Origin of the sequence: Zhouia amylolytica AD3 (assembly GCF_000511935.2) — a bacterium.
In the GTDB taxonomy this organism is placed as follows: domain Bacteria; phylum Bacteroidota; class Bacteroidia; order Flavobacteriales; family Flavobacteriaceae; genus Zhouia; species Zhouia amylolytica.
Genome location: NZ_AYXY01000019.1, coordinates 681,094 through 704,774, shown reverse-complemented (window position 1 = coordinate 704,774; position 23,681 = coordinate 681,094). Strand labels below are relative to the sequence as shown.

General features: G+C 36.6%; 16 protein-coding genes. 9 read left to right on the top strand and 7 right to left on the bottom strand.

All coding sequences use genetic code 11. The features are described from left to right. The first annotated feature begins 163 nt into the window (after nt 1-163). A complete protein-coding gene (locus P278_RS07700) occupies nt 164-1,201 on the top strand; it encodes a proline iminopeptidase-family hydrolase (protein WP_038264563.1) in 1,038 nt (345 codons plus the stop codon). A gap of 161 nt (nt 1,202-1,362) precedes the next feature. On the opposite strand, the gene P278_RS07690 is transcribed toward P278_RS07700, so the two are convergent. The 5 genes from P278_RS07690 to P278_RS07670 form a co-directional block, all read right to left on the bottom strand. Then, a complete protein-coding gene (locus tag P278_RS07690) occupies nt 1,363-2,730 on the bottom strand; it encodes a TlpA family protein disulfide reductase (RefSeq protein ID WP_051413469.1) in 1,368 nt (455 codons plus the stop codon). Between the two features lie 95 nt (nt 2,731-2,825). After that, nucleotides 2,826-4,031, bottom strand: a complete 1,206-nt coding sequence (locus P278_RS07685) for a thioredoxin domain-containing protein (protein ID WP_051413468.1) — start codon at nt 4,029-4,031, stop codon at nt 2,826-2,828. After that, the gene (locus P278_RS07680; RefSeq protein ID WP_161808351.1) at nt 4,031-5,410 is read right to left on the bottom strand and encodes a RagB/SusD family nutrient uptake outer membrane protein; all 1,380 of its coding nucleotides are present in this window, start codon (nt 5,408-5,410) and stop codon (nt 4,031-4,033) included. Before P278_RS07680 ends, P278_RS07685 begins: the two co-directional genes overlap by 1 nt. Nucleotides 5,411-5,415: 5 nt before the next feature. Further along, nucleotides 5,416-8,784, bottom strand: a complete 3,369-nt coding sequence (locus tag P278_RS07675; protein WP_038264555.1) for a TonB-dependent receptor — start codon at nt 8,782-8,784, stop codon at nt 5,416-5,418. Between the two features lie 86 nt (nt 8,785-8,870). Beyond that, nucleotides 8,871-9,983, bottom strand: coding sequence for a FecR family protein (locus tag P278_RS07670; RefSeq protein WP_038264552.1), 1,113 nt, complete (start codon nt 9,981-9,983; stop codon nt 8,871-8,873). A 124-nt stretch (nt 9,984-10,107) separates the two neighbouring features. On the opposite strand from P278_RS07670, the gene P278_RS07665 reads away from it, so the two are divergent. The 5 genes from P278_RS07665 to P278_RS07645 all read left to right on the top strand — a co-directional run bounded on the left by P278_RS07665 (nt 10,108) and on the right by P278_RS07645 (nt 14,615). Next, complete coding sequence (locus P278_RS07665; protein WP_161808350.1) at nt 10,108-10,644, top strand: RNA polymerase sigma-70 factor; 537 nt, start codon at nt 10,108-10,110, stop codon at nt 10,642-10,644. A gap of 109 nt (nt 10,645-10,753) precedes the next feature. After that, complete coding sequence (locus tag P278_RS07660; protein WP_038265467.1) at nt 10,754-11,290, top strand: flavodoxin domain-containing protein; 537 nt, start codon at nt 10,754-10,756, stop codon at nt 11,288-11,290. A 204-nt stretch (nt 11,291-11,494) separates the two neighbouring features. Continuing rightward, nucleotides 11,495-12,049, top strand: a complete 555-nt coding sequence (locus P278_RS07655) for a DUF4251 domain-containing protein (protein ID WP_038265464.1) — start codon at nt 11,495-11,497, stop codon at nt 12,047-12,049. A 317-nt stretch (nt 12,050-12,366) separates the two neighbouring features. Beyond that, nucleotides 12,367-13,167 carry a 3-keto-disaccharide hydrolase gene (locus P278_RS07650; protein WP_038265462.1) on the top strand — a complete coding sequence of 267 codons (801 nt, stop codon included), beginning with the start codon at nt 12,367-12,369 and terminating at the stop codon, nt 13,165-13,167. A gap of 17 nt (nt 13,168-13,184) precedes the next feature. Next, nucleotides 13,185-14,615 (top strand): Gfo/Idh/MocA family protein, encoded by a 1,431-nt coding sequence (locus P278_RS07645; RefSeq protein WP_038264549.1) that lies wholly within the window; start codon nt 13,185-13,187, stop codon nt 14,613-14,615. Between the two features lie 87 nt (nt 14,616-14,702). On the opposite strand, the gene P278_RS07640 is transcribed toward P278_RS07645, so the two are convergent. Next, nucleotides 14,703-15,659 carry a glycoside hydrolase family 43 protein gene (locus P278_RS07640; protein ID WP_038264546.1) on the bottom strand — a complete coding sequence of 319 codons (957 nt, stop codon included), beginning with the start codon at nt 15,657-15,659 and terminating at the stop codon, nt 14,703-14,705. A gap of 134 nt (nt 15,660-15,793) precedes the next feature. Further along, nucleotides 15,794-15,943, bottom strand: a complete 150-nt coding sequence (locus P278_RS16415; protein ID WP_082436108.1) for a PspC domain-containing protein — start codon at nt 15,941-15,943, stop codon at nt 15,794-15,796. 186 nt (nt 15,944-16,129) lie between these two features. Here P278_RS16415 and P278_RS07635 point away from each other — a divergent pair, with 186 nt between their 5' ends. The 3 genes from P278_RS07635 (at nt 16,130) to P278_RS07625 (ending at nt 23,674) form a co-directional block, all read left to right on the top strand. Beyond that, entirely contained in the window at nt 16,130-18,928 is a 2,799-nt protein-coding gene (locus P278_RS07635) for a helix-turn-helix and ligand-binding sensor domain-containing protein (protein ID WP_235444261.1), read from the top strand. Between the two features lie 248 nt (nt 18,929-19,176). Continuing rightward, complete coding sequence (locus P278_RS07630) at nt 19,177-22,200, top strand: SusC/RagA family TonB-linked outer membrane protein (protein ID WP_038264542.1); 3,024 nt, start codon at nt 19,177-19,179, stop codon at nt 22,198-22,200. Nucleotides 22,201-22,210: 10 nt separating this feature from the next. Next, nucleotides 22,211-23,674: a RagB/SusD family nutrient uptake outer membrane protein gene (locus P278_RS07625; RefSeq protein ID WP_038265456.1), complete on the top strand. Its 1,464-nt coding sequence runs from the start codon at nt 22,211-22,213 to the stop codon at nt 23,672-23,674. Nucleotides 23,675-23,681 lie beyond the last annotated feature (7 nt).

Sequence of the window (23,681 nt, the reverse complement as noted above, 5' to 3'; positions counted from 1 at the left end):
TTTAGACGAAATAGGAGCTCCGAAAATGCAGGCAGTCCTAATTATAGCTATATTTAAAATAGCTCAAGGGCTTACTCCATTTGTACCTGTCTCATAATCAGTGAGCGTATTCATATTCCTGCATTATGCTCTCGGAAGTTGAGCAAATCAAATGTTTAGCCATATGAAATCAATATTATTTGTAGTGTGTTTCTCACTACTGTTAGTTTCATGCAAATTCGGAGATGAACCTATTGATCAGTTAAATTCATTTAGCAGTTATTTAGATTATTCAGAACGCAACGATCGCTTAAGCGGCGGGGTGAAGATGATTCCTGTTAGTACAAAAAAAGGTACTTATAAAGTGTGGACAAAACGAACAGGAAATAACGCTTCTATTAAGGTATTATTACTTCATGGAGGGCCAGGTGCTACACATGAATATTTTGAGTGTTTTGATTCGTATTTTCCGAAGGCGGAAATAGAATATTATTATTATGATCAACTGGAGTCATTCTATTCTGACCAACCAAATGATAGTTTGTTATGGAGTGTAGACCGTTATGTTGATGAGGTTGAACAAGTTCGAAAAGCACTGAATCTGGATGGTACTAACTTTTATCTTTATGGTCATTCCTGGGGAGGTATTCTGGCCATGGAATACGCTTTGAAATATCAACAGCATTTAAAGGGGTTGGTTATTTCTAATATGATGGCTTCAATACCCGATTATATCTCTTACGCTAATGAGGTTTTGGGTCCGCAGTTAGATCCAGAGGTACTCAAAGAGATTAAAGCTCTGGAGGCCTCAAATGATTATAGTAATCCCAAATATTCAGAATTGGTTTTTACTCATTATTACCCGGAACATATATTAAGGATGCCTCTTGAAAAATGGCCCAACCCTGTCAACAGGGCCTTTGCAAATATCAATCATGATTTATATATCACCATGCAGGGACCCAGTGAGTTTGGAGTAGCGGGAGATGCGAAGTTAAAAGATTGGGATGTCACAAATCGCCTTCCTGAAATCAGTGTGCCCACATTGGTAATAGGAGCCACTTACGATACTATGGACCCTAGACATATGGAAAAGATTGCTTCCATGGTTCAGAATGGAAGTTATCTACTTTGCCCAAAGGGAAGTCACTTGGCAATGTATGATGATCAGGAGACTTATTTTGACGGATTAATAAAGTTTGTCAAAGAAGTCAACAAGTGAAAATTCTTTAAGTAAACAGGATGATGTTAAAAAAGTAGTATTCGGAGATTTCCAAAAGGAACGGCCAGGCAGTCGAGCCCTTAGATGGTTAAATAAAAGTTTCGACTGCGATCAGGCCGACCCGGATGTTAAAGACCTACAATTTAACGATCCTTTTAATTTTATAAATTGAATTCATCAAAGATGGATTCGAGTTTGCCAGATGAAGGGACCGGCGCATTATAATCGATAATATTTCCCTGGGGATCGAGTATAATAAATCGCGGTATACCTTTAATCAGGTAGTTCTGAACAAATGAGGACTCCCAGTCTTTATCAGCCAATAACTGAACACCACCCAGATTTTCATCTTTGATCATTTGCTTCCATTTGTCCCGATCTTTTTGTCTATCAATAGAAATGCTTACAAATTTTATATTTTTATCATGGTATTTGGTTTCGAGCTCTTTTAAATAAGGAATCTCTTTTCTACATGGTCCACACCAGGTTGCCCATACGTCTATAAACAGGTATGAACCAGCTAAATCTTTAAGAGAGGTAGTACCACCTTGATGATTTTCATAGTCTTCAAAACCTGGAGATGGAGCGCCTTTAGCCACTTTTTTTAAGATTTCATAACTAGCTTTAATATCTTCATTATGAATTGGATTTGTAGAACTTTTAAGGAAAAGGCTATAAAATGTATTGAGGTCTTTGGTATAGGTAATACCGTATTTTGCATGGTTGAATGCTAAGCTGTTTCTAATGGTGTCGTTTTTAATGTTGGATATTTCTTTTAAAAATGCAATATCTTCTGCCAGATTTGATGTTTTGGCAGATATTTGAGCTTTTTCGCGATACGTATCTTCTATCATTCTTCTGTAACGATTAGAAAACAGGTAATCCATACCACTGTTGAAATCCATATTTTCTTCCAATGCATTTAACTTCGAGGTTAATCCTGAAATTACACCAAGGGTATCTTTAGAGTGAAGTCTATGTAAATCTGCAATATATCCATAGGTGATACTTCGTTTTTCCAGACCTTTAAAAGCAGGGGGAAGAGCAGGGTATGAACTAAGGAACTGATGCATGGCTTCTTTCAGGTCATTTAAAAGTAAAAGACTTGAATCGTTCCGCATTTTCATTGCTTCCTGTCTCTTAGTCATAGCCTCGCGTTGCTTCGATATTTTTTGAAATAAGTAATTGTTTTCAACACCACCCTCACCTTTATAAGATAGGGTATTTCGAAAGTTATTGGAGTCAAATACAATCTCCAGATCATATCCATTTTGTAAATAAGTTCTCCAGAATAGTTTCCCATAGGAAAGCAGATATGAGCCTGGCAATATATCAAGGGTATCTTTAAAGTTTCCTGATTCATCTACCTGGATGGTGTCCCGAAAGTAATCATTTCCTGCAATAAGCAATAGAGCATTATTCGGGTTGGTTATTGTACCGGAGATAACGGTTTTAGATTTGGGAATTTCTGTTTCACAGCTATTAAGCAATGTGAATAATCCTGAAATTAATATAATTTTCTTAAGCATGAGTGATTTTTTATGGAAAACAAAATCGCCCTCTGGGGTCAGTTGAGGGCGATTTTAAAACTAACTAACTGCAAATTCAAAACTCAAACAAATGTTTAGTTCAACCCCTTTATTTCTTCAAGATTCTGGATAGCACGTTTTTTAACCTTACTACTTATAGTATCTGCCATAGCAACTGCTTTTTCACCTGCTGCAATGGCCTCCTCTTTTTCACCTGTACGACCTAATATTTGCGCATAGGTACTTACAATACCATAACTGTCAGGGTTCAGTGCATAGGCATTTTTGATAAGCTTTGATGCCTGAGACAAAAGAGTCTTGTTTTCTTTATGATAAAGTAATACAGATCGCGCTATAAAGGCAATGGTTTCCTCATCACCTTTAATAAGATCATTTACATAGAAATCAGAGGTTTTAATAAATTCTTCCTCATCCAAATTAACCAAATAAAATTGGCAATGCATTATAGATAGGTCCCTTGGACTGGCATTTAAGTTTTTTAATGAATCGAGGCCTTCAAAGAATAGAACACGTTCATTGTTTCTACTGTACGAATACATTTTACGCTGTAGTGCTTTACGGTAAATAACATTTACTTCATCCGCACCATAATTTGTTGTAAAATATGATTTATTATTGTTCATGAACAGAAACAATGTGTCTTCATCATTATTAGCGAAGCTTTGGATCAGTTTCCAACCGGCAGGGCTTTTAAGGAATTGGTCATCAATCTTTTCCATAATCTCAGTAAGCACTTCATTTGCTTTGGGATCTCTGAATTTATTGAGTTGAATTGCATAATTTGTAAGTTCCTCCACACTCATGGTACCTGTTTCATATTTTTTCACAAGATTTCCATAGGCATTTTGGGGATTAAGCGCCTTTTTACCTTCATTAATAAAGGCTTCAGCTTCCATTTTCGATTTAGCCAGATGGATCAGTTTACCTTTACCATCAATAAAAAGATACGTAGGGTAAGAAGATACCTGATAACGCTTAGCCAGTTCAGGGCCTTCTCCTTTTTCCATATCGATCTTATAGTTTATGAAATTTTCGTTGTAAAAGGAATGAACCTCTTCCTTTACGAACACATACTTTTCCATCCACTTACAAGGAGCACACCAAGAGGTGTAACAATCGATAAATATCAGCTTGTTTTCTTTTGCTCCCAGATCCAAAATCTCTTGAAAAGAGCCTTCTGAAAAGTGAATGGCATTATATGTTTCTTTTTTCTCTTCCTGCTTTTGTTTGCAGGAAAGAGAAATCATGCTTATACTTAGAAGTATTACTATTTTTTTCATTAGTATCCGGGGTTTTGTTTGATGATACCTTCTGATAATTCTACCGTTTGATTTGGAAGTGGAAGGATTAAACGTGTTTCTGATGGTAGTTCTTTATAGTCGTTAATATTAATGTCGCCCTCTTTGTGGAAACGAACCAAATCGAACCATTCTTCACCGGCCTCAGTACCAAGTTCAAGTATTTTCTCAATGCGAATAGCATTTAATAATTCTTGAGGATCATTTGTGGTTAGCAGGGGGTTGCCACTACGTTCTCTGATAGTGTTTACAGCTCCTTTGGCAGCCTCAATATCATTGTTTGAACGCAATATAGCTTCAGCATATATTAAATAAGTTTCAGCAAGACGCATAAAATATTGCGTATCGGCGGTAAGCGGCACTCCGTTATAGGTAGATCCGTTAAATTTATTATTTCTGATGCTTCCCGAAGCAGTAAAGGCAATGGCGTCTTCATATCGGGCATCCGTTTCCATAAGTGCTACATAATCGTCTGAAAGACCAAAATATGCACGTAGCATAAACGCTTTATTATTTCTGTCATTCAAATTATCGAATGGTGTTTGAAAAAGAACTTCATTAGGATTGTCAATCTTTTTGGTAAAAATGTCACCAAAACTTTCCTCTAACTGACGTTCGTTCGCATCAATAACTTCTTTTGCAAGTGTAGCTGCAGTTACATAGTCTTTTTGGTAAAGCGCAACCTTACTTCTTAAAGCTTTTGCAGCAAGTTTTGAACCGTAAAAGGTATTAGAAAAATCAGGAGCATTTTCAATAGCAAAATCCAAATCGTCAATTATCAGGTCATAAACATCATTTACATTAGCTCTTGCTTGCGGATCGGCGTTTGAGATGGGTTGTGTTTTAAGAACAATTCCATATGCTGAATCCATATCGAAAAACTCTCCAAATAATCTTAGTAGGTAAAAATTAGATTGGGCTCTTAAGAATTTAGCTTCACCTATAATTTCTTGTTTACGAACATCTTCAGTTTGTAAAGCTTCAGTTTTAGTAATTACATGGTTGGCATTATTAATAAGAAAATACATTTTTGTATACATATACTCCAGGTAATAATTATCGGAAGTAACATTGTTTGTGAAAAAGGCATTTTCAGCTCCGCCACCCCATACTCCGGGTTTCATTGTCGTTCCCATCATTGAAGTAACAGCGGGCATATAAACAATATAGTCAAGTCCGTCAATAAGCACGCCATAAACCCCATACAATACGGTCTGCGCCTGATCAACATTTGTAATTACTTTATCTTCTGATACCTGATATACCGGATCTACATCCGTAACATCTGTAATTTCACAAGAAGTAGTTAATACTCCTATTAGCGTGAGGGTTATAAATATGTTTTTATATAATTTTTGCATAATCATTATAAGTTTAGGTTTAAGCCAAGTGTAAATGTTCTAACCGGTGGGTAGGTTGCACTATCATAGCCCTGGTTAAAATTATTAGCTGCACTGTAATTTACTTCAGGATCTAATCCGCTATAAGAAGTAATCACAAAAACATTGGTTGCTGACAGTGAGATGCTAGCCCGTTGGATAAACATTTTTTGAAGGAGTTCTGGATTAAACTTATAGGTTAGGTGAATGTTTTTTAACTTCAAAAAAGAGGCGTCCTCCACAAAGAAATCTGAATCTCTTCGGTTGAAATTTGGGTCTCCTGCTACTAATCGCGGAATTGTACTGTTAGTGTTGTCAGGGCTCCAGGCATTCTGTATTCCTGTTCCGTAATTTGAACCTTCATTACTAAAGATTAATAAATCTCTTTTATTGCTATTGAACAAGTAGTTACCTACACTGAAATTGAAGAGGGTAGAAAGCTCAAAATTTCCATACCGTAAAATATTGTTCCATCCACCAAAGAAGTCAGGTTCAGCTTTTCCAATGATATCCATATCATCAGACCCAATAAATCCATCTTCATTGACATCCATGTATTTGAAATCACCGGGAGCAGTATTTCCTGACTGATATACCCCTGTAGGTGAAGCTGCATCCAGCTGATCGATTTCGTCTTGAGATTGAAATATGCCTGCCACTTTGTAACCTGAAAAATAACTAAGAGATTCTCCTTCGGCAAGGTTTCTGTAATAACCACCATTCAAACGCAGTACTTTACTGCTTATAGAAGACATATTTAGTTCTGTAGTCCATTGAAAGGCACCCTCTCTTACAACATCGATGCCAATTTGGAATTCAAATCCTTTATTCTGGAAATCTCCAATATTAGCGAATTGGCTTCTACCTCCGGTCTCGAGGGTAACATCTCTTGATAAAATTTGATCTGAAGTTTTCTTGTTAAAGTATCCAAACGTACCATTAACTCTTCTGTCAAACAATGAATAATCGATTGCAATATCTAACTGGTTTGTAGTTTCCCATTTAATGGCGGGGTTCGGAATGGTGTTAGAAACTACACCGTTATTATTATTATAAAAACTTCCTGCACCAAAGAAGGTATCATATTGAAAGTCTGAGAAATTAGCAGAACCGGTTTTACCATAGGAGGTTCTTAATTTAAGATCATCTACGAAAGCAGCACCCTCCATAAAATTCATACGCGATATTCTCCATGCTACTGCCCCTGAAGGGAAATAACCCCAGCGGTTTTCAGGACCAAACTTTGTTGATTTATCGGCACGACCGGTAAACGTAAGATACATAATATCATCGTAGTTATAATTGGCTCTTAGAAAGTAAGAAGAAAGTCCGCTGATAGTACCTCCGCTCTCAATAGATTGGTTGGAAGCCGCGCCCGGAGTTACCATTACAAAGTCATCCGGGAAATCAGTGGCATCGATATTCTGATAATTGCTTTTGTTTTGTGTATAGGAAACCCCTAATACTGAGTTGACACTGTGCTTGTTAAAGCTTCTGTTGTAAGTTAGTGTATTATCAAATATACGCGAGGTGAAGCCAGATTCGTTTTGCCTTAAAGTTCCTTTACGATTGTTTCTCATCTCGAAAACATCATAACTAGGAGTATATCTGAAACTAAAATTATCCCCTTCCGTATAGGAATAGGTCGATTTAAATACCAGGCCATTCGTTAGTTGGTATTCTCCAAAAAGAGAAAGCAACAGATTTTTAGAGTCTACATATGATGGGAAGCGAACTTTCGCGTAAGGATTGGAATAGATGCTTCCCGGAGCAGCTGCAAAGTTTCCATCTTCATCATAGATAGGAATGTCGGGTCTGTACCGAATTGTCTGATAATAAAAGGTAGTACCACTACCTTCATTTTTTGAATCGGTATAATTGAAATTAACTCCTATACGCAGCTTATCAGAAGCTTTTGTTTCTAATTTGGTTCTGATATTGTTTCTACGGTATGAGGTGTTGTAAATAGGACCTTTTTGATCTGTGATACCGGCTGAAACGGAATAAAGTGTATTCCCATTTAGAGATCCACCATTCATATTCAAATAGTAGTTCATGTTCACAGCCGCCTGATCAGTTTCTTTTTGCCAGTTGGTATTAACATCAGGGCCAAAAGGATATAAGTCTTCATCGTCAGGAATAGTTCTTCCAGCATTTGTATAAGCCTGTTCAACTGTATTATGATAGCCATTACTATTTAGCATATCATACTTGTTGAAGAAGCTTGAAATACTAGTCATGGTACTAAAGCTAATACTAGGTACAGATGAGTAGCTTCCTTTCTTTGTGTTAATAATAATAACCCCATTGGCACCTCTGGAACCATATATTGCTGTAGCAGAAGCATCTTTAAGGATATCAATGCTTTCTATGTCTTGTGGGTTTATAGAAGCAAGAGGTGAGATGGAGTTAGAAAAACTTTCCGAATAGAATGAATTTCCCTGCCCCTGACCGATTTCGATTGGAACTCCATCAATTACATAAAGAGGTTCATTGTTTCCGAGTACAGAGGTAATACCTCTGATTCGAATGGTAGCTGGTGCACCCGGGGCACCTGATGAAGGAACAGCATATACACCTGGTGCTCTACCAACGATCGCATTATCGAAATTTACCGGAGCCATTTTGTTTAACTCGGTGGCATCGATTTTAGAAACAGAACCAGTAATGTCTTTTCTTTTTTGGGTACCGTAACCCACCAGAACCACTTCTTCGAGCGATTGAGTATCTTCTTTAAGAATGATATCTATGGTAGTTCTTTCTTTAATTTCGGTCACCACAGTTTCCATCCCAATGAAGCTAAAAGAAAGGCTTTGATCTTTCAGTGCCTTTATGGTAAAAGTACCATCACTGTCAGTAAAAGCTCCTTTACCCGTTTCTTTGACCATCACGGTTACTCCAGGTAAAGGAATTCCATTCACATCGGTTACCAGCCCTTGTATAGTAATTTGATCCTGAATTGGTACTTGTAACTTTGAATCAGGTTTGGTTTCGGTCGGTTTTTGATAAATAACAATTTGCGTGTCCAGTACTTTGTAGTATAAAGAGCTACTATCTAACAAGGTATTCATGATAGCCTCAATAGTAACATCGTTTACATGTAAACTTACAGGAGGTAAAGGGGTGATGTCCTCAGTTTTATAGAGTACTTTGTAAGCAGATTGTTTTTCGATTTCGTTAAATATTTCCTTGATTTCGGCTTTATTCACATCGAGTGAAATGGTCGACTTTTGTGAATAAGAATGAGCCTGTATTTGGAATAAGGAAATAATAAACAGCATTAAGGAAAGCTTCATTTTTAAGCTGATTTTGGTAATTCCAGGACAGACGAATCCCTTCGTAAGTGTTTTTTTCATAATTTTGAAATGGTTTAAACTATTTTAATTTTAGATTAAGGTAGTGAGGGAGACGTTGGCGCGTTTCCCTTTTTTGTTTGTTGGTATTATTTCATTGGCGTTTCATTTTTTATAATGATTTGATTGTTTTTCAAGGTATACTCAAAAGTTGTGTTTACTTGAAAAGCTTCTAATATCTGTTCAAGTGTTTCTGTATTAAATCTTCCATTGTAACGCACCTCATTTAAGGCAGGATTATTATTGATGATAACCACATTAAAATGTCGTTCTAATTTTTTTAATACCGTTTCAAAGGTGTCGTCAATAAATAGGAGGTCACCATGTAACCAAGCCGTATATTTTTGAATGTCTACAGGTTGTACAGTTAAGTTTTTATCTTTAAGTGTTGCTGCCTGTCCGGGTTTTACAATGACAGAGGTATTGCTTAAAGTGTTTTTTGCTTTAATACTTCCTTCAACCAGAATAGCTAAAGTTTGTTTATCGTCTTTAAAACAACTGACATTAAATTCCGTTCCCAAAACTTCGACATCCATTTCGGCTGTCTGAACAATAAAAGGTTTTTGAGCATTTTTACTTACGGCAAAATACGCTTCTCCTTCAAGGGTCACTGATCTTAAATCAGAACCATCAAAAGAAGTAGGGTATTTGAAAACACTTCCGGAATTAAGAATAACCTGAGAATTGTCTGATAATTTAATAGTGGCCTTTTTACCATAAGGTACATTGATCTCGTTGTAGGCTATGTCAGTTTTGTTGTTGGAATTCTTTGGCTCTGATCCGGCAACAAAGTCATCTACCGATATTATAGCCTCTGTCTCGTCAAATTCTTTAATGGAACCATCTTCTAATTTAAGCGTTATGGTAGTAGCATTTGGTGTAAATTCATTGATATCCCGATTAATAAATAATTGAAATGAAGCCGCTAATGCAATAATTATGGTGATCGCTGCAGCGTATTTCAAATAACTTAATCTTGCAGCGCGTTTTTCCAGATTGTCCTCAGAAGATAACGGGGCGTCTAATGAATTATAAACACGCTCCATATCAATTTTCTTTAATCCTAATTGAATAGAACTTTCGAGGTCTATGTATTCCTTCAGTTGTTTTTTGACTTCCGGATTTTTTAAACCTTCTTTTAGAAGAGCCAATTCTTCTTCAGAAATCTCTTTATTTATGTATTTAATAATTAAATGTTCCAAACCTAAATAATCTCAGTTTACAACCGAGACGGAAAAATGTTTAAAAACCCTTAACTATTTTTTAATTTTTTTTTAAAATTTGTGCAAAATTCATGAATAGCAGGGAAGATTACTGAATTAAATGATGGAAAATTGGCTTTTATCGGAGCTTAAAAAAGGGAGTAAGGAGGCTTATCGTAATATTTTTATGAAGTATTACAAAATTGTTCTCGCTTATCTGATTAAGCTCAGTGGCGATTTGTCGTTATCGGAAGATCTGGCTCAGGGAGTCTTTCTAAAGCTATGGACCAAACGAAAATCTTTGCAAATACATACTTCGCTAAAAAAGTATCTGTTTAGTACAGCCTATAATAGTTTTATGGATCATTTCAGGGATTTGGAACGGGAACGAATTATGCAAAGAGATTATTTACAGATTTCATCCCTGACTAATGATGAGCAAGAGATTAAGAATCAAGAGCAGTTAGAGTCTGATTTACTTAGACTGAGGGAGTTAATAGAAGACTTGCCACCTAAGTGTAAAGAAATCTTTTTGTTAAGTAAACGGGAAGGATTGAAATACAAGGAGATTGCCATTAGACTTGATGTTTCCATAAAAACCGTAGAGTCGCAGATGTATTTAGCCATGAAAAAGCTACGCGAGGGATTTATTGATCAATAACAGTTTCTTCATTTTATTATATTTCTGATTATCTTCTTGATTGATTATAAGCGTTTTGTGATTTTTATCATTTGATATTCAGGGTATTGTGTTTTATTTTGAAGTAAAAATGAAATTCCTGATTGTTTACGGTACTACTGAAGGACAAACGCGCAAGATAGCTTATTACATGGCTAAGGTTCTTCAAAATTCGGGTCATAATGTTTTGGTCGCGGAAGCCATAGAAGAGCCGCCATCACCTATTGAATTTGATGCGGTATTAATTGGAGCTTCCATTCATATAGGAGCTTATCAAAGTGCTGTAACGCACTATATCAAAAATTATTTGAATATACTCAATACAACACCTGGAGCTTTTTTTTCTGTCTGTCTGGCTATCGCATCAGATATAGAAGATGAGCATCAGGAGGTAGCGCGAATTACAAAAACCTATTTAGACAAAGTGGGGTGGAGGCCAAATAGTGTAATTCAGATCGCCGGGGCCTTAAAGTATACCCAGTATAACTTTTTTAAGCGGTTGCTCATGAAGATGATAGCTAAAAAGGAAGGTCGTACTACGGATACTGCGCAAGATTATGAGTATACCGATTGGGAAGCTGTTAAAACCTTTGTGTTGGAATTTGAGAAAGAAGTCTCAAATGCATAGGAACTACTCAATTTGCTATTAATAGCTGGTTTGAATATGAGATGTCGATCATTTGCTCATCCAATTTAAAGTATTGATATGCAAATAGAATAGTTGTGGAATATAGAAGCTATGATATATGTAAAGGATCATTTTTTAATCGCCTCATATGCCAATCAATGCAATAAATTTTATAACTTGTATGTAACTAAAATTTATGATCTCATGAAAAGTATTAGTTATATAGTAGGGTTGATAACCCTCGTTTTAGTATATAGTTGTGGAAGTACCCAAAGTGCTGTTTCTGAATCCGATATGGCCGCCTTGTCTGATCTTGTTGAAGGGCGGAAATTCAGAATTGAGAGTGATTGGGCAGACCCGACTGTAACCAGGGCTATGATGCAGGTAGGTGCTATTTTAGGTCCGCAGAATAGTGTGGCAAGGATTAATTTAATTGGCAATGATAACTACCTGGAAGTACGTGGAGATTCGGTGAAATCAGACCTTCCTTATTTTGGTGAACGGCAAATGGGAGGAGGATATAATACTAATGATATAGGTATAAAGATCGATGAGGTCGCCAGAGACATGGAATTGCATTATCTCGATAGTAAAAAGAAGTATAAAATGTCGTTCAAAGCGGGAAATGTGGATACGAATGAATCCTATAATGTAGTAATAGAGATTTTTTCTAATAAGAAAACAAGTATTATTGTTACCAGTACAGAACGGAACTCCATAAGATACGAAGGAACTATTATGCCATTATTGGAGGAATAAACTTTAGCATTAGTATCATTTAATAAACCAAACCGTAAACATAAATGTTACGGTTTTTTGTGTTTTGAAGGGTTTGAGTAGTTTGTTATAAATTAATAAAATGATAATAGAATTGTTTGCAAACAAACACAATTCTCATAAACTGTCTCGTTTCACTGTTATATTAGTATAATATTGTTTATTTTACCATGCCAGATTATTTGTTTAGTCAGGTTAATTAGATGAAGCCGTCGATAGGTTTTGTAGTATAAGGGCATTTTATGATTAACTGAGCATTAATTAAACCTAATATTTATATAAAAATGATGAAAAAAGTAATGAAACGAAGAATTCATTTTATCCTTTTAGGATTGGCTGTATTTGCTTTATCATGTAAAAACAATACCGCTAATAAAACAGCTGAAGAAGAACCAGCGAAAGATGAGGTGGCATCTTCTGATGAATGGATCTACCTTTTTGACGGAACCAGCACCGAAGGGTGGCGAGGTTATAATATGGATTCTCTTCCTCCGGGGTGGACGGTTAAGGATAGCGTTTTAACCTTTGATACTAAATTAGGATTGGAGCAGAATTATAAAGGAGGTAAAGATATTTTATATGGAGCAGAAGAGTTTGATAATTTTGAATTATATATAGAGTGGAAACTACCAAAAGGAGGAAATAGTGGTATCTTTTATCATGTAAAAGAAGGATATGCCGGACCCCCTGTTGTTGCACCTGAGTATCAACTTATAGATGATGAGAATTATGCGAGCATTCACGATCTTACAGACTACAATTTAAGTTTAGGATATACCGATAAACCGGAAGAGTTGAAGCCATTACAGCAAACCGGAGCAGATTATGCAATGCATCCTCCGAGTCCGGATAAAATTTTAAATCCTGTTGGAGAATGGAATAGCACAAAAATTGTGTTTACTCCGGAAAAGGTAGAGCATTGGTTAAATGGAAAGATGATACTTTCTTTCGTGCCTTGGGATGAGGCTTGGGAAGAAAAGAAAAATTCAGATAAATGGAAGAACAGTCCTGATTATGGGAAATTTAAGTCAGGTTATATTGCCTTGCAAGACCATGCGAGTCCAATTTGGTTCCGAAACATTAAAATTAAAAAATTATAATTCCTTAATTACCTAACATGAATAAAAGAGAGTTTATAAAAACCACGACTGTTGGTGCCCTGGGCATAATGCTTGCACCATCAATATTAAGAGGATCAAGTACTAAAGACCGTTTACGTACGGCTCATATTGGAGTGGGAAATATGGGGTTTGAGGACCTGAATTCTATTTCATCGCACAGTGCTGTTGATGTAGTAGCGTTATGTGATGTAGATGCGGTTAATCTATCTAAGGCGCGTAAACTTCATCCAAACGCACGGGTATTTTTTGATTATCGCGTGATGTTGGAGGAAATGAAGGATGAAATTGATGCTGTAGTCGTATCAACTCCAGACCATACACATGCTCCTGCATCAATGATGGCTATGGAAATGGATAAACCGGTTTATTGCCAAAAGCCATTATCACATTATGTGTCGGAATCCAGGGAAATGAAAAAGCTGGCTGCAGAAAAAGGATTGGTTACGCAGATGGGAATTCAGGTACATTCTTTTTATGATTATAAGTTGGCAACACTTTTAATTCAGTCTGGAATTATTGGGAAAGTACATACCGTACATGCATGGTCTCCTAAGAACTGGGGCTATGACGGTCCAGTTCCGGAAGGAGAGGATCCTGTACCACCACAATTAGATTGGAATTTATGGTTAGGAACATCTGCTAAAAGACCTTATAAAGAAGGGGTATATCATCCGGGGAACTGGAGAAAATTAATGGATTATGGCTGCGGTACTTTAGGAGATATGGGAGTTCATATTTTTGATACCCCTTATAATGCACTGGAACTAGACGTTCCGCGTACTATTATGACGGAATGCAGACCTTCAAATGGTTTTGGATATCCTGAACACAACACGGTAACCTATGAATTTCCAGGAACAAAGCATACTACAAAATCTCTAAAATGGATTTGGTATGATGGAAAGGGAGCTCCTGCTATGCATGAAGACTTGGTACTGCCGGGGGCTGAACCTGCCAAAAAAACTAAAAAGAATGACAGGGAAGCTAGTGTTGAAGAAAAAATGTCTTTAGATGCCAAGGTTGCTGCTCAGAATGAGTTGCCACAACAAGGAGCAATGTTCGTTGGAGAAAAAGGACGTTTATTATTGCCACACTTTATGCAATTGCCTAGAAAAATAGTAAAAGGGAAGTATGTAGATATTTCTAAAGAAATAGAAAAGGTAAGTAAAAAGCATAATTTAGGTGCACCTATCCGAAACTATCAATCAGAAGGGCCTAAACATTACCATCAGTTTGTTGATGCGTGTTTAGGTAAAGGTGAAACCACTGCACCATTTGATTATGCTGCGCGATTAACAGAAACAATTTTGTTAGGAACCATTGCCGGAAGATTCCCGGGTGAGACTTTACATTGGGATGCTGAATCAGCAAGGTTCAAAGAAGAAAAGGCTAATCAATATTTAGCAGGAGATTACAGAGAATTTTAGTATCATATTGATCCGATGTTAGTTATAAATAATTAATGTCGGATTGTTTTATTTTTTTTGAAAGCCTTATTTTAAATAGGGCTTTTTTTATTTTAAAGGGTATGCAGTTACTCCTTGCCTGGTGATTTTTACAGGTTTAATCAAACCTGTATCATCAAACTCCATGAGATCGATACACGTTTCTCTAGAGTTAGGATCCGTTTCTGTTAAAGGTCGACGATGGTAAACAATAAAGTATTTATCAGTTCCTTCTGGATGAATGACACTGTGGTGACCTGCTCCGGTTGCTACTTCAGGATCTTGCTTTAGTATTTTTCCAATACGCTTAAATGGCCCCAGCGGAGACTCTGAAATGGCATAGGCTACGCTATAGTCCGGACCTCCCCAACCACCTTCAGACCACATAAAATAATATTTATCATTACGGATAAACATAAAGGGACCCTCTACATAATTTTCTGGAGTTACTTCTTTAAATATACGACCGTCTTCAAAAGGAATAAATCCGGTAAAATCATCCTTAAGCTTTGCTACATTACAATGCCTCCAGCCACCGTAGTAGAGATAGAAGGAGCCATCTTTATCCTTAAAAACAAATTGATCGATTGGCTGGGCGCCATTGTGAAATTTATCGATCAGCGGTTTACCCAGATGGTCTTTATAAGGTCCTTCCGGAACACTGGCAACAGCAACTCCGATACCTCCGACTTCGTTATCGTGCTGAATGTCATTTGCTCCAAAAAATAGAAAATATTGATCTTGGTTCTTTATAATTGAAGGAGCCCAAACAGCACGTTTTGCCCATTTAATGGCAGAAGTGTCTACTATGCGCTCGTGTTTTGTCCAGTTAACCAGATCGTCGGAAGAAAAAGCATCAAAAAAGACTTGTTGGTCATAAGGGGCTGAATAAGTTGGGTAAACCCAGTATGTATTCTCGAAAATAATACCTTCAGGATCAGCATACCAACCAGGGAAAACCGGATTATTTTGCGCACTTATTGAGAAGAAGCAAATGATGAAATATAATAAACAGAAATTCTTCATAAAAATTAAGTGGATAGTTGAACTTAAATTAGTGTAACGTATTTCGGTGAAGCTTTAATGTATCTATTATTATGGTTTAATTTAATGGTTACCTACCTTGTAATTGGTGCTGATTTCCAATTTGAAAAGTTCTTTTATTTAGAGAAGAGCTTTACAATCCATAAAATCAAATAAAGTCCTAAACCAGTTCCAAAAACAAAGAATAAAACAACAAATGCAATTCGAATATTCAATACATTCCACCCTAGTTTCCCACTAAGCCATTCGCAAACTCCTAATATCATATTTTATACTATTTAATTCAAAACCAAATTAATAACACTATTCAATTCTATAAAATTAATTAAAATATAAGTAATTTTTCTTACCAAAGGAGGTTTTCTTTTTTAGAGGTTCCTGAATCCCGGTGCTTTTGTTTCGTGCCAAAACTTATCTATATTTACTAGATATCCAACTAACAACGAACTAATTTGACACGAATATTATTCTTTTCATTCTTATTACTATCCTGGCTATCTATAGGTCAGGAACAACCCCCTATTTTAAGATTTACTCCGGAAGAATATCAAGGCGCTAATCAGAACTGGGGTGTCTCTCAGGGAGAGGACGAACATATTTATATAGCCAATAATGAGGGGCTTTTAGAGTTTGACGGGTCAAGCTGGCAAATTTATTCCAGTCCTAACGAAACAATAATGCGTTCAGTGGCAGCAAAGGATGACCGTATATATACAGGTTGCTATATGGAGTTCGGGTATTGGGTGAAAAATGAACTTAATAATTTGGTATATACCTCGCTGAGTAGTAAGGTAAAGGATCAACTGAAGGAAGATGAACAATTTTGGAAAATAATACCTTATGAGGATTGGATCATCTTCCAGTCGTTGGATCAGATATATGTATATAATGTTAAAACAGAATCGTTCAATATCATTACGCCTGAGAATGGAATAATATATGCTTACGAAGTGGCAGGTAATATATATTATCAATCGCCGGGACTGGGTATTTATGAAATAAAAAATGGGAAATCGAGGCTGCTGATCGATGCCCCTGAAATTAATGAGGAGCGCGTTGTGGGGATGTTCTCTAATGAAATGGGACTTGTACTTGTTACGGAGTCTGAGGGACTTTATATCTTTTCAAACGATGTTTTAAAGCGATGGAGCATTCCCGTGGGCGATTTAATAAAGAACTGGAGTATTTATAAAGCTATTCAGCTATCCAATGGCGAAATAGCCCTGGGTACCATTTCTCATGGGATCATTTTACTTTCCAAGGAGGGGGTTAAGAAGTACCACATCGATCAAAATAAGGGATTGGGAAATAACACTGTACTTTCTCTTTATGAAGACCATAAAAATCATCTCTGGTTAGGATTGGATAATGGTGTTGATTGTTTAAACTTTAATTCCCCTATTGTAACCCATTATGACGGTGCCGGAATGCTGGGAACGGTTTATGCGGCTACTTCTTATAATGATAAGTTATATGTAGGTACAAATCAGGGTTTATTCTATAAAGGAAAAAACACAGACAGCTATAAGCTCATAGAAGGTACCAAGGGACAGGTCTGGTCTTTATACGTGTATGACGACACCTTGTTTTGTGGGCATAACATAGGTACGTTTATAATTAAAGGTGATCGGGCTGATTTGATATCGGATGTTCAAGGTGCCTGGAAGTATAGTCAAATGCCAGGAAAAGAGAACATGCTGTTACAAGGAAATTATCAGGGAATTTATGTCCTTCGAAAAAACGAATCCAATAATTGGCAACTTAGTCATAAAATAGAAGGTTTTGATTATTCGTCCAGGTATTTTGAAGTTAGAAACGATTCTGAAGTCATAGTGAGTCATGAGTATAAAGGGGTGTTTCTTCTAACCTTGGATAAGTCCTTAAAAAAGTTTGATAAGGTTGAGCGATTGTCAGTACCTGAAAAAGGTAAAAATGCGGGCTTAGCTACATTCAATCGTCATATATATTATGCCAGTAAAGATGGGGTGTTTGCTGCTCCCACAGAGGGTGGTGAATTTAGTAAGGATAGTTTATTAAGCACATTATTTGAAAACGACACTTATTGTTCAGGAAAACTGGTTATTGACGAAACCGGAAAGCTGTGGATTTTCACGACGAACAATATTAATTACGTATCTACCGGAAAGTTAACGACCAATCCGGTGATCAATAAAATTCCGATACCCCTCAACCTGCGAAATACGATCAATGGTTTTGAAAATGTCACGCATTTGTCCGAGAATAATTTTCTTTTTGGAGCTACCAATGGTTATTTTATCATTAATACAGATAAGTTATCATATCAAAATTATGAGGTGGGTATTAAAGGTGTTTATTATAATGATGAACGGCTAGCCCGGCACAGCTTACCTATTGAGGGTGAAACAGCACTTGAATATAAAAAGAACAATATTAATATATCATTCAGCGTTCCTGAATTTGAAAAATTTATAATTCCAGAGTACCAATATAAACTGGGGGGATTTGCAGATTACTGGAGTCCGTGGACAACCAATACGACTATAGGCTTTGAAAACCTTCCCTTTGGGACCTATACTTTTTTCGTTAGAGCCCGAATAGGCAATACCCTTATCGATAATGTAGCCTCTTACGAATTTACAATAAACCGGCCATGGTATTTGTCAAATGCTATGATTGCAGTGTATTTGGTTGTGTTTATCTTTTCAGGATTCGTTATACATAGAATTTATAAGGTTTATTATGAAAAGAAAGAGCAAAAGTTAATTGAGGAAAACAAAAAACAATTAGAGATCCAAAACCTGGAAAACAAGCAGCAGTTAATGGAGCTTAAAAATGAAAAGTTAAGGCAAGATGTAGAAAGTAAAAACCGGGAGCTTGCAGCTTCAGCCATGGGGTTAATAAGTAAGAATGAAATTTTATCCCAGATCAAACAGGATCTTACCAAGGATGGTGATTTAGAGAAAAATGTCAAATCCGTAATAAAAACAATAAAGGTTAATACCCGTGAGGAAGATAACTGGAATATCTTTAAAGAGGCCTTTAATAACGCTGATAGTGACTTTCTCAAAAAGGTTAAGGAATTGCATGGAGAGTTAACTCCGAATGATTTAAGACTATGTGCTTACCTCAGACTAAATTTATCATCTAAAGAAATAGCACCACTTTTAAATATTTCTGTAAGAAGTGTGGAGATTAAACGATATCGTTTGCGTAAAAAAATGGATCTACCACGAGAAAAAAGCCTTGTTGAGTACATTTTAGAGATTTAGATCAACTCACCATTTAATAAAATCACCTCAACATTACCACAACATAGCCGATATTTTATTGAAAATCAGTATTTTTTTATAAGTAAAATTATTGGCTATGAATCTTTCAATTTCGCAATATACATGGGTTTTATTTAGATAATTCATAAAATAAGCTGTTTATTTTATGCATGTATAATTTTTGTAGAGGTCTTTTTTCAGGTTTGTTGCTTTACTAAATGTAATTTGAAACATCAATTTAAAAATATATGAGAACTAAGCTAACTTTAACAATTTGTGTACTCAGTTTTTATTTGGGTTTTAGTCAAAACATTCAAATTAAAGGAACAGTATACGATGCTAACACAAACGACCCCTTGCCGGGTGTGAGTATTATTTTAAAAGGTACCTCAAAAGGAACAACTACTGATTTTGATGGACTATTCACCTTAGATAATATAACCCCCGGATCAACCCTTGTTTTTTCCTATATAGGATTTAAGACAAAAGAAGTAGTAATCAATAATCAGCAAAGTTTGTCTGTTGCTCTGGAAGAAGATTTACAGAGTTTAGATGAGGTAGTTGTAATTGGTTACGGTACGCAAACGAAGAAAGAAATAACAGGAGCCGTTTCGGTAGTTGGCTCTGAAACTATTGAAAAGCTAAATCCAGTCAGAGTGGAGCAAGCCTTGCAGGGTCAGGTGGCAGGGGTGAATATTACTTCGCAATCAGGTTCACCTGGTAGTGCTTCCACCATTAGTATAAGAGGTATTACTACCAATGGAGATAGTCGTCCGTTAATTTTAGTGGATGGTATTGTAATAGAAGACCTCAGTACCATTAACCCTTCAGATATAGAAAGTGTTAATGTATTAAAAGATGCCACTGCCGGAATCTATGGAGTGCGTGCTGCAAATGGAGTTATTTTAATAAGTACGAAATCCGGTCGTAAGAATACAGCACTTAAGTTTGATGTGGATATGTATACCGGTGTTCAAGAAACTTCAAGAGAAATACCAGTTCTGAATGCCACAGAGTATGCATTGCTTGCCAATGAGGCCTTTGCTGCCGGCGGAGATGATTTACCTTTTCCTAATGTAAACAACCTGGGAAGAGGAACCAATTGGCAAGATGAAGTTTTTAGAACTGCACCAATGTCGAACTTAAATGTATCTATGACTGGAGGGACGGAGAAATCAACTTATTCTGCGGGAATATCGTATTTAGATCAGGACGGTATCGTAGGAGGAAGTGCCTCCAACTTTAACAGACTAACAGGAAGAATTAATTATTCGTTAGATTTTCTGAAGAACTTCACCTTTAATGCGTCTGGTTTATATGCGCTTACGCATAAAAATAACCTTTCGGAGAATGCTTTGGGTTCAGTATTGTTTAATGCCTTAAATATGGCACCAACGCTTGGTGTCAGGGATGAAAATGGTGATTACACCCTGGCGGAAGGTTTGGGGAATGAGGTTATTAACCCATTGGCTCAAATTGCGAATAACTACAACAATACGCAAGTCGATAAAATCGGAGGTGCTTTGGGACTTAAGTATAACTTCTTAGAGCATTTCAATATAGAAACCCGTTATCAGTTTAATTATTCTGAGGTGCAAGGAAAATCATTTGCTCCTGTAGCATTTTATGGAAGTGGTAAAGTTTTTAATGTAGATAGAAACAATGTTACTGAATCTAAAGATATTTACAGAGATTATACATGGGATAACTTTTTGACCTATGAAAACAGTATCAATGATATCCATAATTTTAAAGCCTTATTGGGAATGTCTGTTTTTAAAACTACCGGAGAGTTTTCAAGCTTTACGGGGTATGACATTCCGGATAATTCCTATGGTAATGCAAGTATAGATAATGCTTCTGATGTGGTAGATAATTACCGAAATGGAGGCAATACATTCGATACTCGATTACTGTCCTATTTTACAAGACTTCAATACGATTACGACGGCAAATATTTAATTTCCGGAGTGCTTAGACGCGACGGATCAAGCAAATTCGGACCTGCTAACAAGTTTGGTTATTTCCCTTCAGTTTCAGTTGGATGGGTGTTAACAGAAGAAGAATTCTTAAATGAAAGTAGTACGCTTAATTTTATGAAGTTAAGAGGTAGTTATGGTATTATTGGTAATGACCGTATACCTGACTTTAGATTTGTATCCTTATTAAATGGAGAAGGTACCTATGTTATTGATAACGAACTTGTATTCGGAACTGCGGCAGGTGCATTGGCAAACCCTGAGATTAAATGGGAGCGACAAAAAACATTTGATGTAGGTTTAGATGCTAAATTGTTTAATAATACCATCGACCTGACCTTCGATTACTTTCAAAAAAGAACTGAAGACCTACTGGTGGTATCACAGGTTTCCGGAGTCTTAGGTGCCGGAGCACCAGGATCATCACCCCCTATTATCAATGCAGGTATTGTAGAGAATAAAGGATTTGAGTTTCAAATAGGTTATAGCAAATCCTTTTCTGACGATTTCAAGTTTAACATGAGTTATAACTTTACTACTTTAGAAAATGAAGTGTTATTTGTAAACAGTGATAATGGGTTCATTCCGGGGGGTAGTTTTGGAGTTGGTCAGGACCCACCAGCTCGTATGGAGGTAGGTCAGCCAATCGGATATTTTTATGGCCTTGAGACGGATGGCATCTTCCAGACACAAGCGGAAGTGGACGCTCATGCAGATCAAACGAATGCGGCTCCCGGCGATTTGAGGTTTGTAGATCAAAATGGAGATGGAATAATCGATCCGGATGACAGGACCTACATTGGAGATCCTCTGCCCGATGTAACTATGGGACTTAATATAGGATTTACCTATAAAAAGTTTGATTTTACATCTTATTTATTCGCTTCCATCGGAAATGATATTGTTCGTAATTATGAACGTAATCAATCGCTGACCAATAAAAGTGTATATTATTTAGACCGATGGACCGGAACAGGCTCTACAAGCGAATTCCCAAGGGTTACTACTGCGGCAAATTCGAATATTCAATTTTCAGATTTTTATGTTGAGGATGGGTCTTATTTAAGAATGCAGAATATACAATTAGGATATTCTTTATCGCCTGATGATTTAAGAGGAATTGGCCTAAATAAGCTTCGTTTATACCTTGCTGTAAATAATGCATTTACACTTACCGATTATAAAGGATATGATCCTTCAGCTTCATCAGGAGCGCCAATAGGAGGAGGAATTGATCAAGGATTTTATCCTGTACCAAGGGTATATATGATAGGAATCAATGCTAAATTTTAAACTGACGACCATGAAAAAAAATATAAAATACCTATTAGCGGCTGCTGTGATCTTAACGATAGCAGTGGCGTGCAGTGATGACTTTGTAGATGTTTCTTCTCCTGATCAGAACTCTGAAGATTTCTTTAATTCAGAAGAGGATTATCAAGATGCACTTATTGCTGCTTACGATCTTTTACAGTCTACATACCTTAATGTAATGTTAGGAGAAATCGCTTCAGATAATACATTAGCTGGTGGTGAGAGTGCTACGGATGTTCCGGGTATTCAGGAAATTGACGACATGAGACATACCCCCGTTAATCAGCAATTGCGCGATATTTGGTCCTGGATGTATGCAGGAGTAAACAGAGCTAATTATATACTTGAATTTCAAGATAAAACGGACTTTCCAACTAAAAATGAGGTTATAGGGCAGGCTCGGTTCTTAAGAGCATACTATTATTTTGAATTGGTAAAATGGTTTGGTGATGTTCCATTAGCTGTAGATAAAAGAATACAGTTTGGTGAGCAATTCAATATTGACAGAACACCTAAAGCTGAGGTATATGGACAAATCGAGCAAGATTTAATCTATGCATCAGATAATTTACCTGCAGTACAAACTGAAGCCGGACGAATCACCAAGGGAGCTGCACAAGCGTTACTGGGAAAAGCGTATCTCTTTCAAAATAAGTTCGCAGAAGCTGCTGCTGTTTTAGATCAAGTAATCAACAGTGGTCAATACGATTTATTGGCTGATTATACCACCATGTTTGAAAACGACAATGAAAATAATATTGAGTCTGTTTTCGAGGTACAATATTCAGATGAAGAAGGTGCTGGCTTCGGATGTTTACAATGTAGCGAAGGTAATGTAGCAGTTGGATTTAATGGAATCAGAAATTATTCGGGTCCGGTTTTCGAATCTGGATTTAGCTTTAACGTGCCGGTTCAGGAAGTTGTTGATGCTTTTGAAGATGGTGATATCAGAAAAGATGTTGCTATATTGGATATAGAGGCTTGGGCAGCAGAAACAGGAGCAACCTATGCAACCGGTTTCGAGCATACGGGGTATTTTAATAGAAAATATATTTCACGTCAAGGTGATCTCAATACAGGAGATGCTAATCTTACAAACCCTAATAACTACAGAGCTATTCGTTTCGCAGATGTCTTGTTAATGGCAGCTGAAGCTCATAACAGAAAGCCATCAGCAGATGATTCACAGGCCAGAGCGTATCTCAACAGGGTTAGAAACAGAGCAGAACTACCTGATGTTACAGACTCAGGATCATCACTAACAGATGCTATTTATCAAGAAAGAAGAGTAGAGCTTGTAGGTGAAGGACATCACTTTTTCGATTTAGTGAGAACAGGAAGGGCAGCGTCTGAAATTGATGGCTTTCAATCTGGAAAACACGAGTTGTTTCCTATTCCTTCAATCGAAATTGAATTGGCAGGTAACAGATGGGAACAAAATCCTGGGTACTAATGTTAAT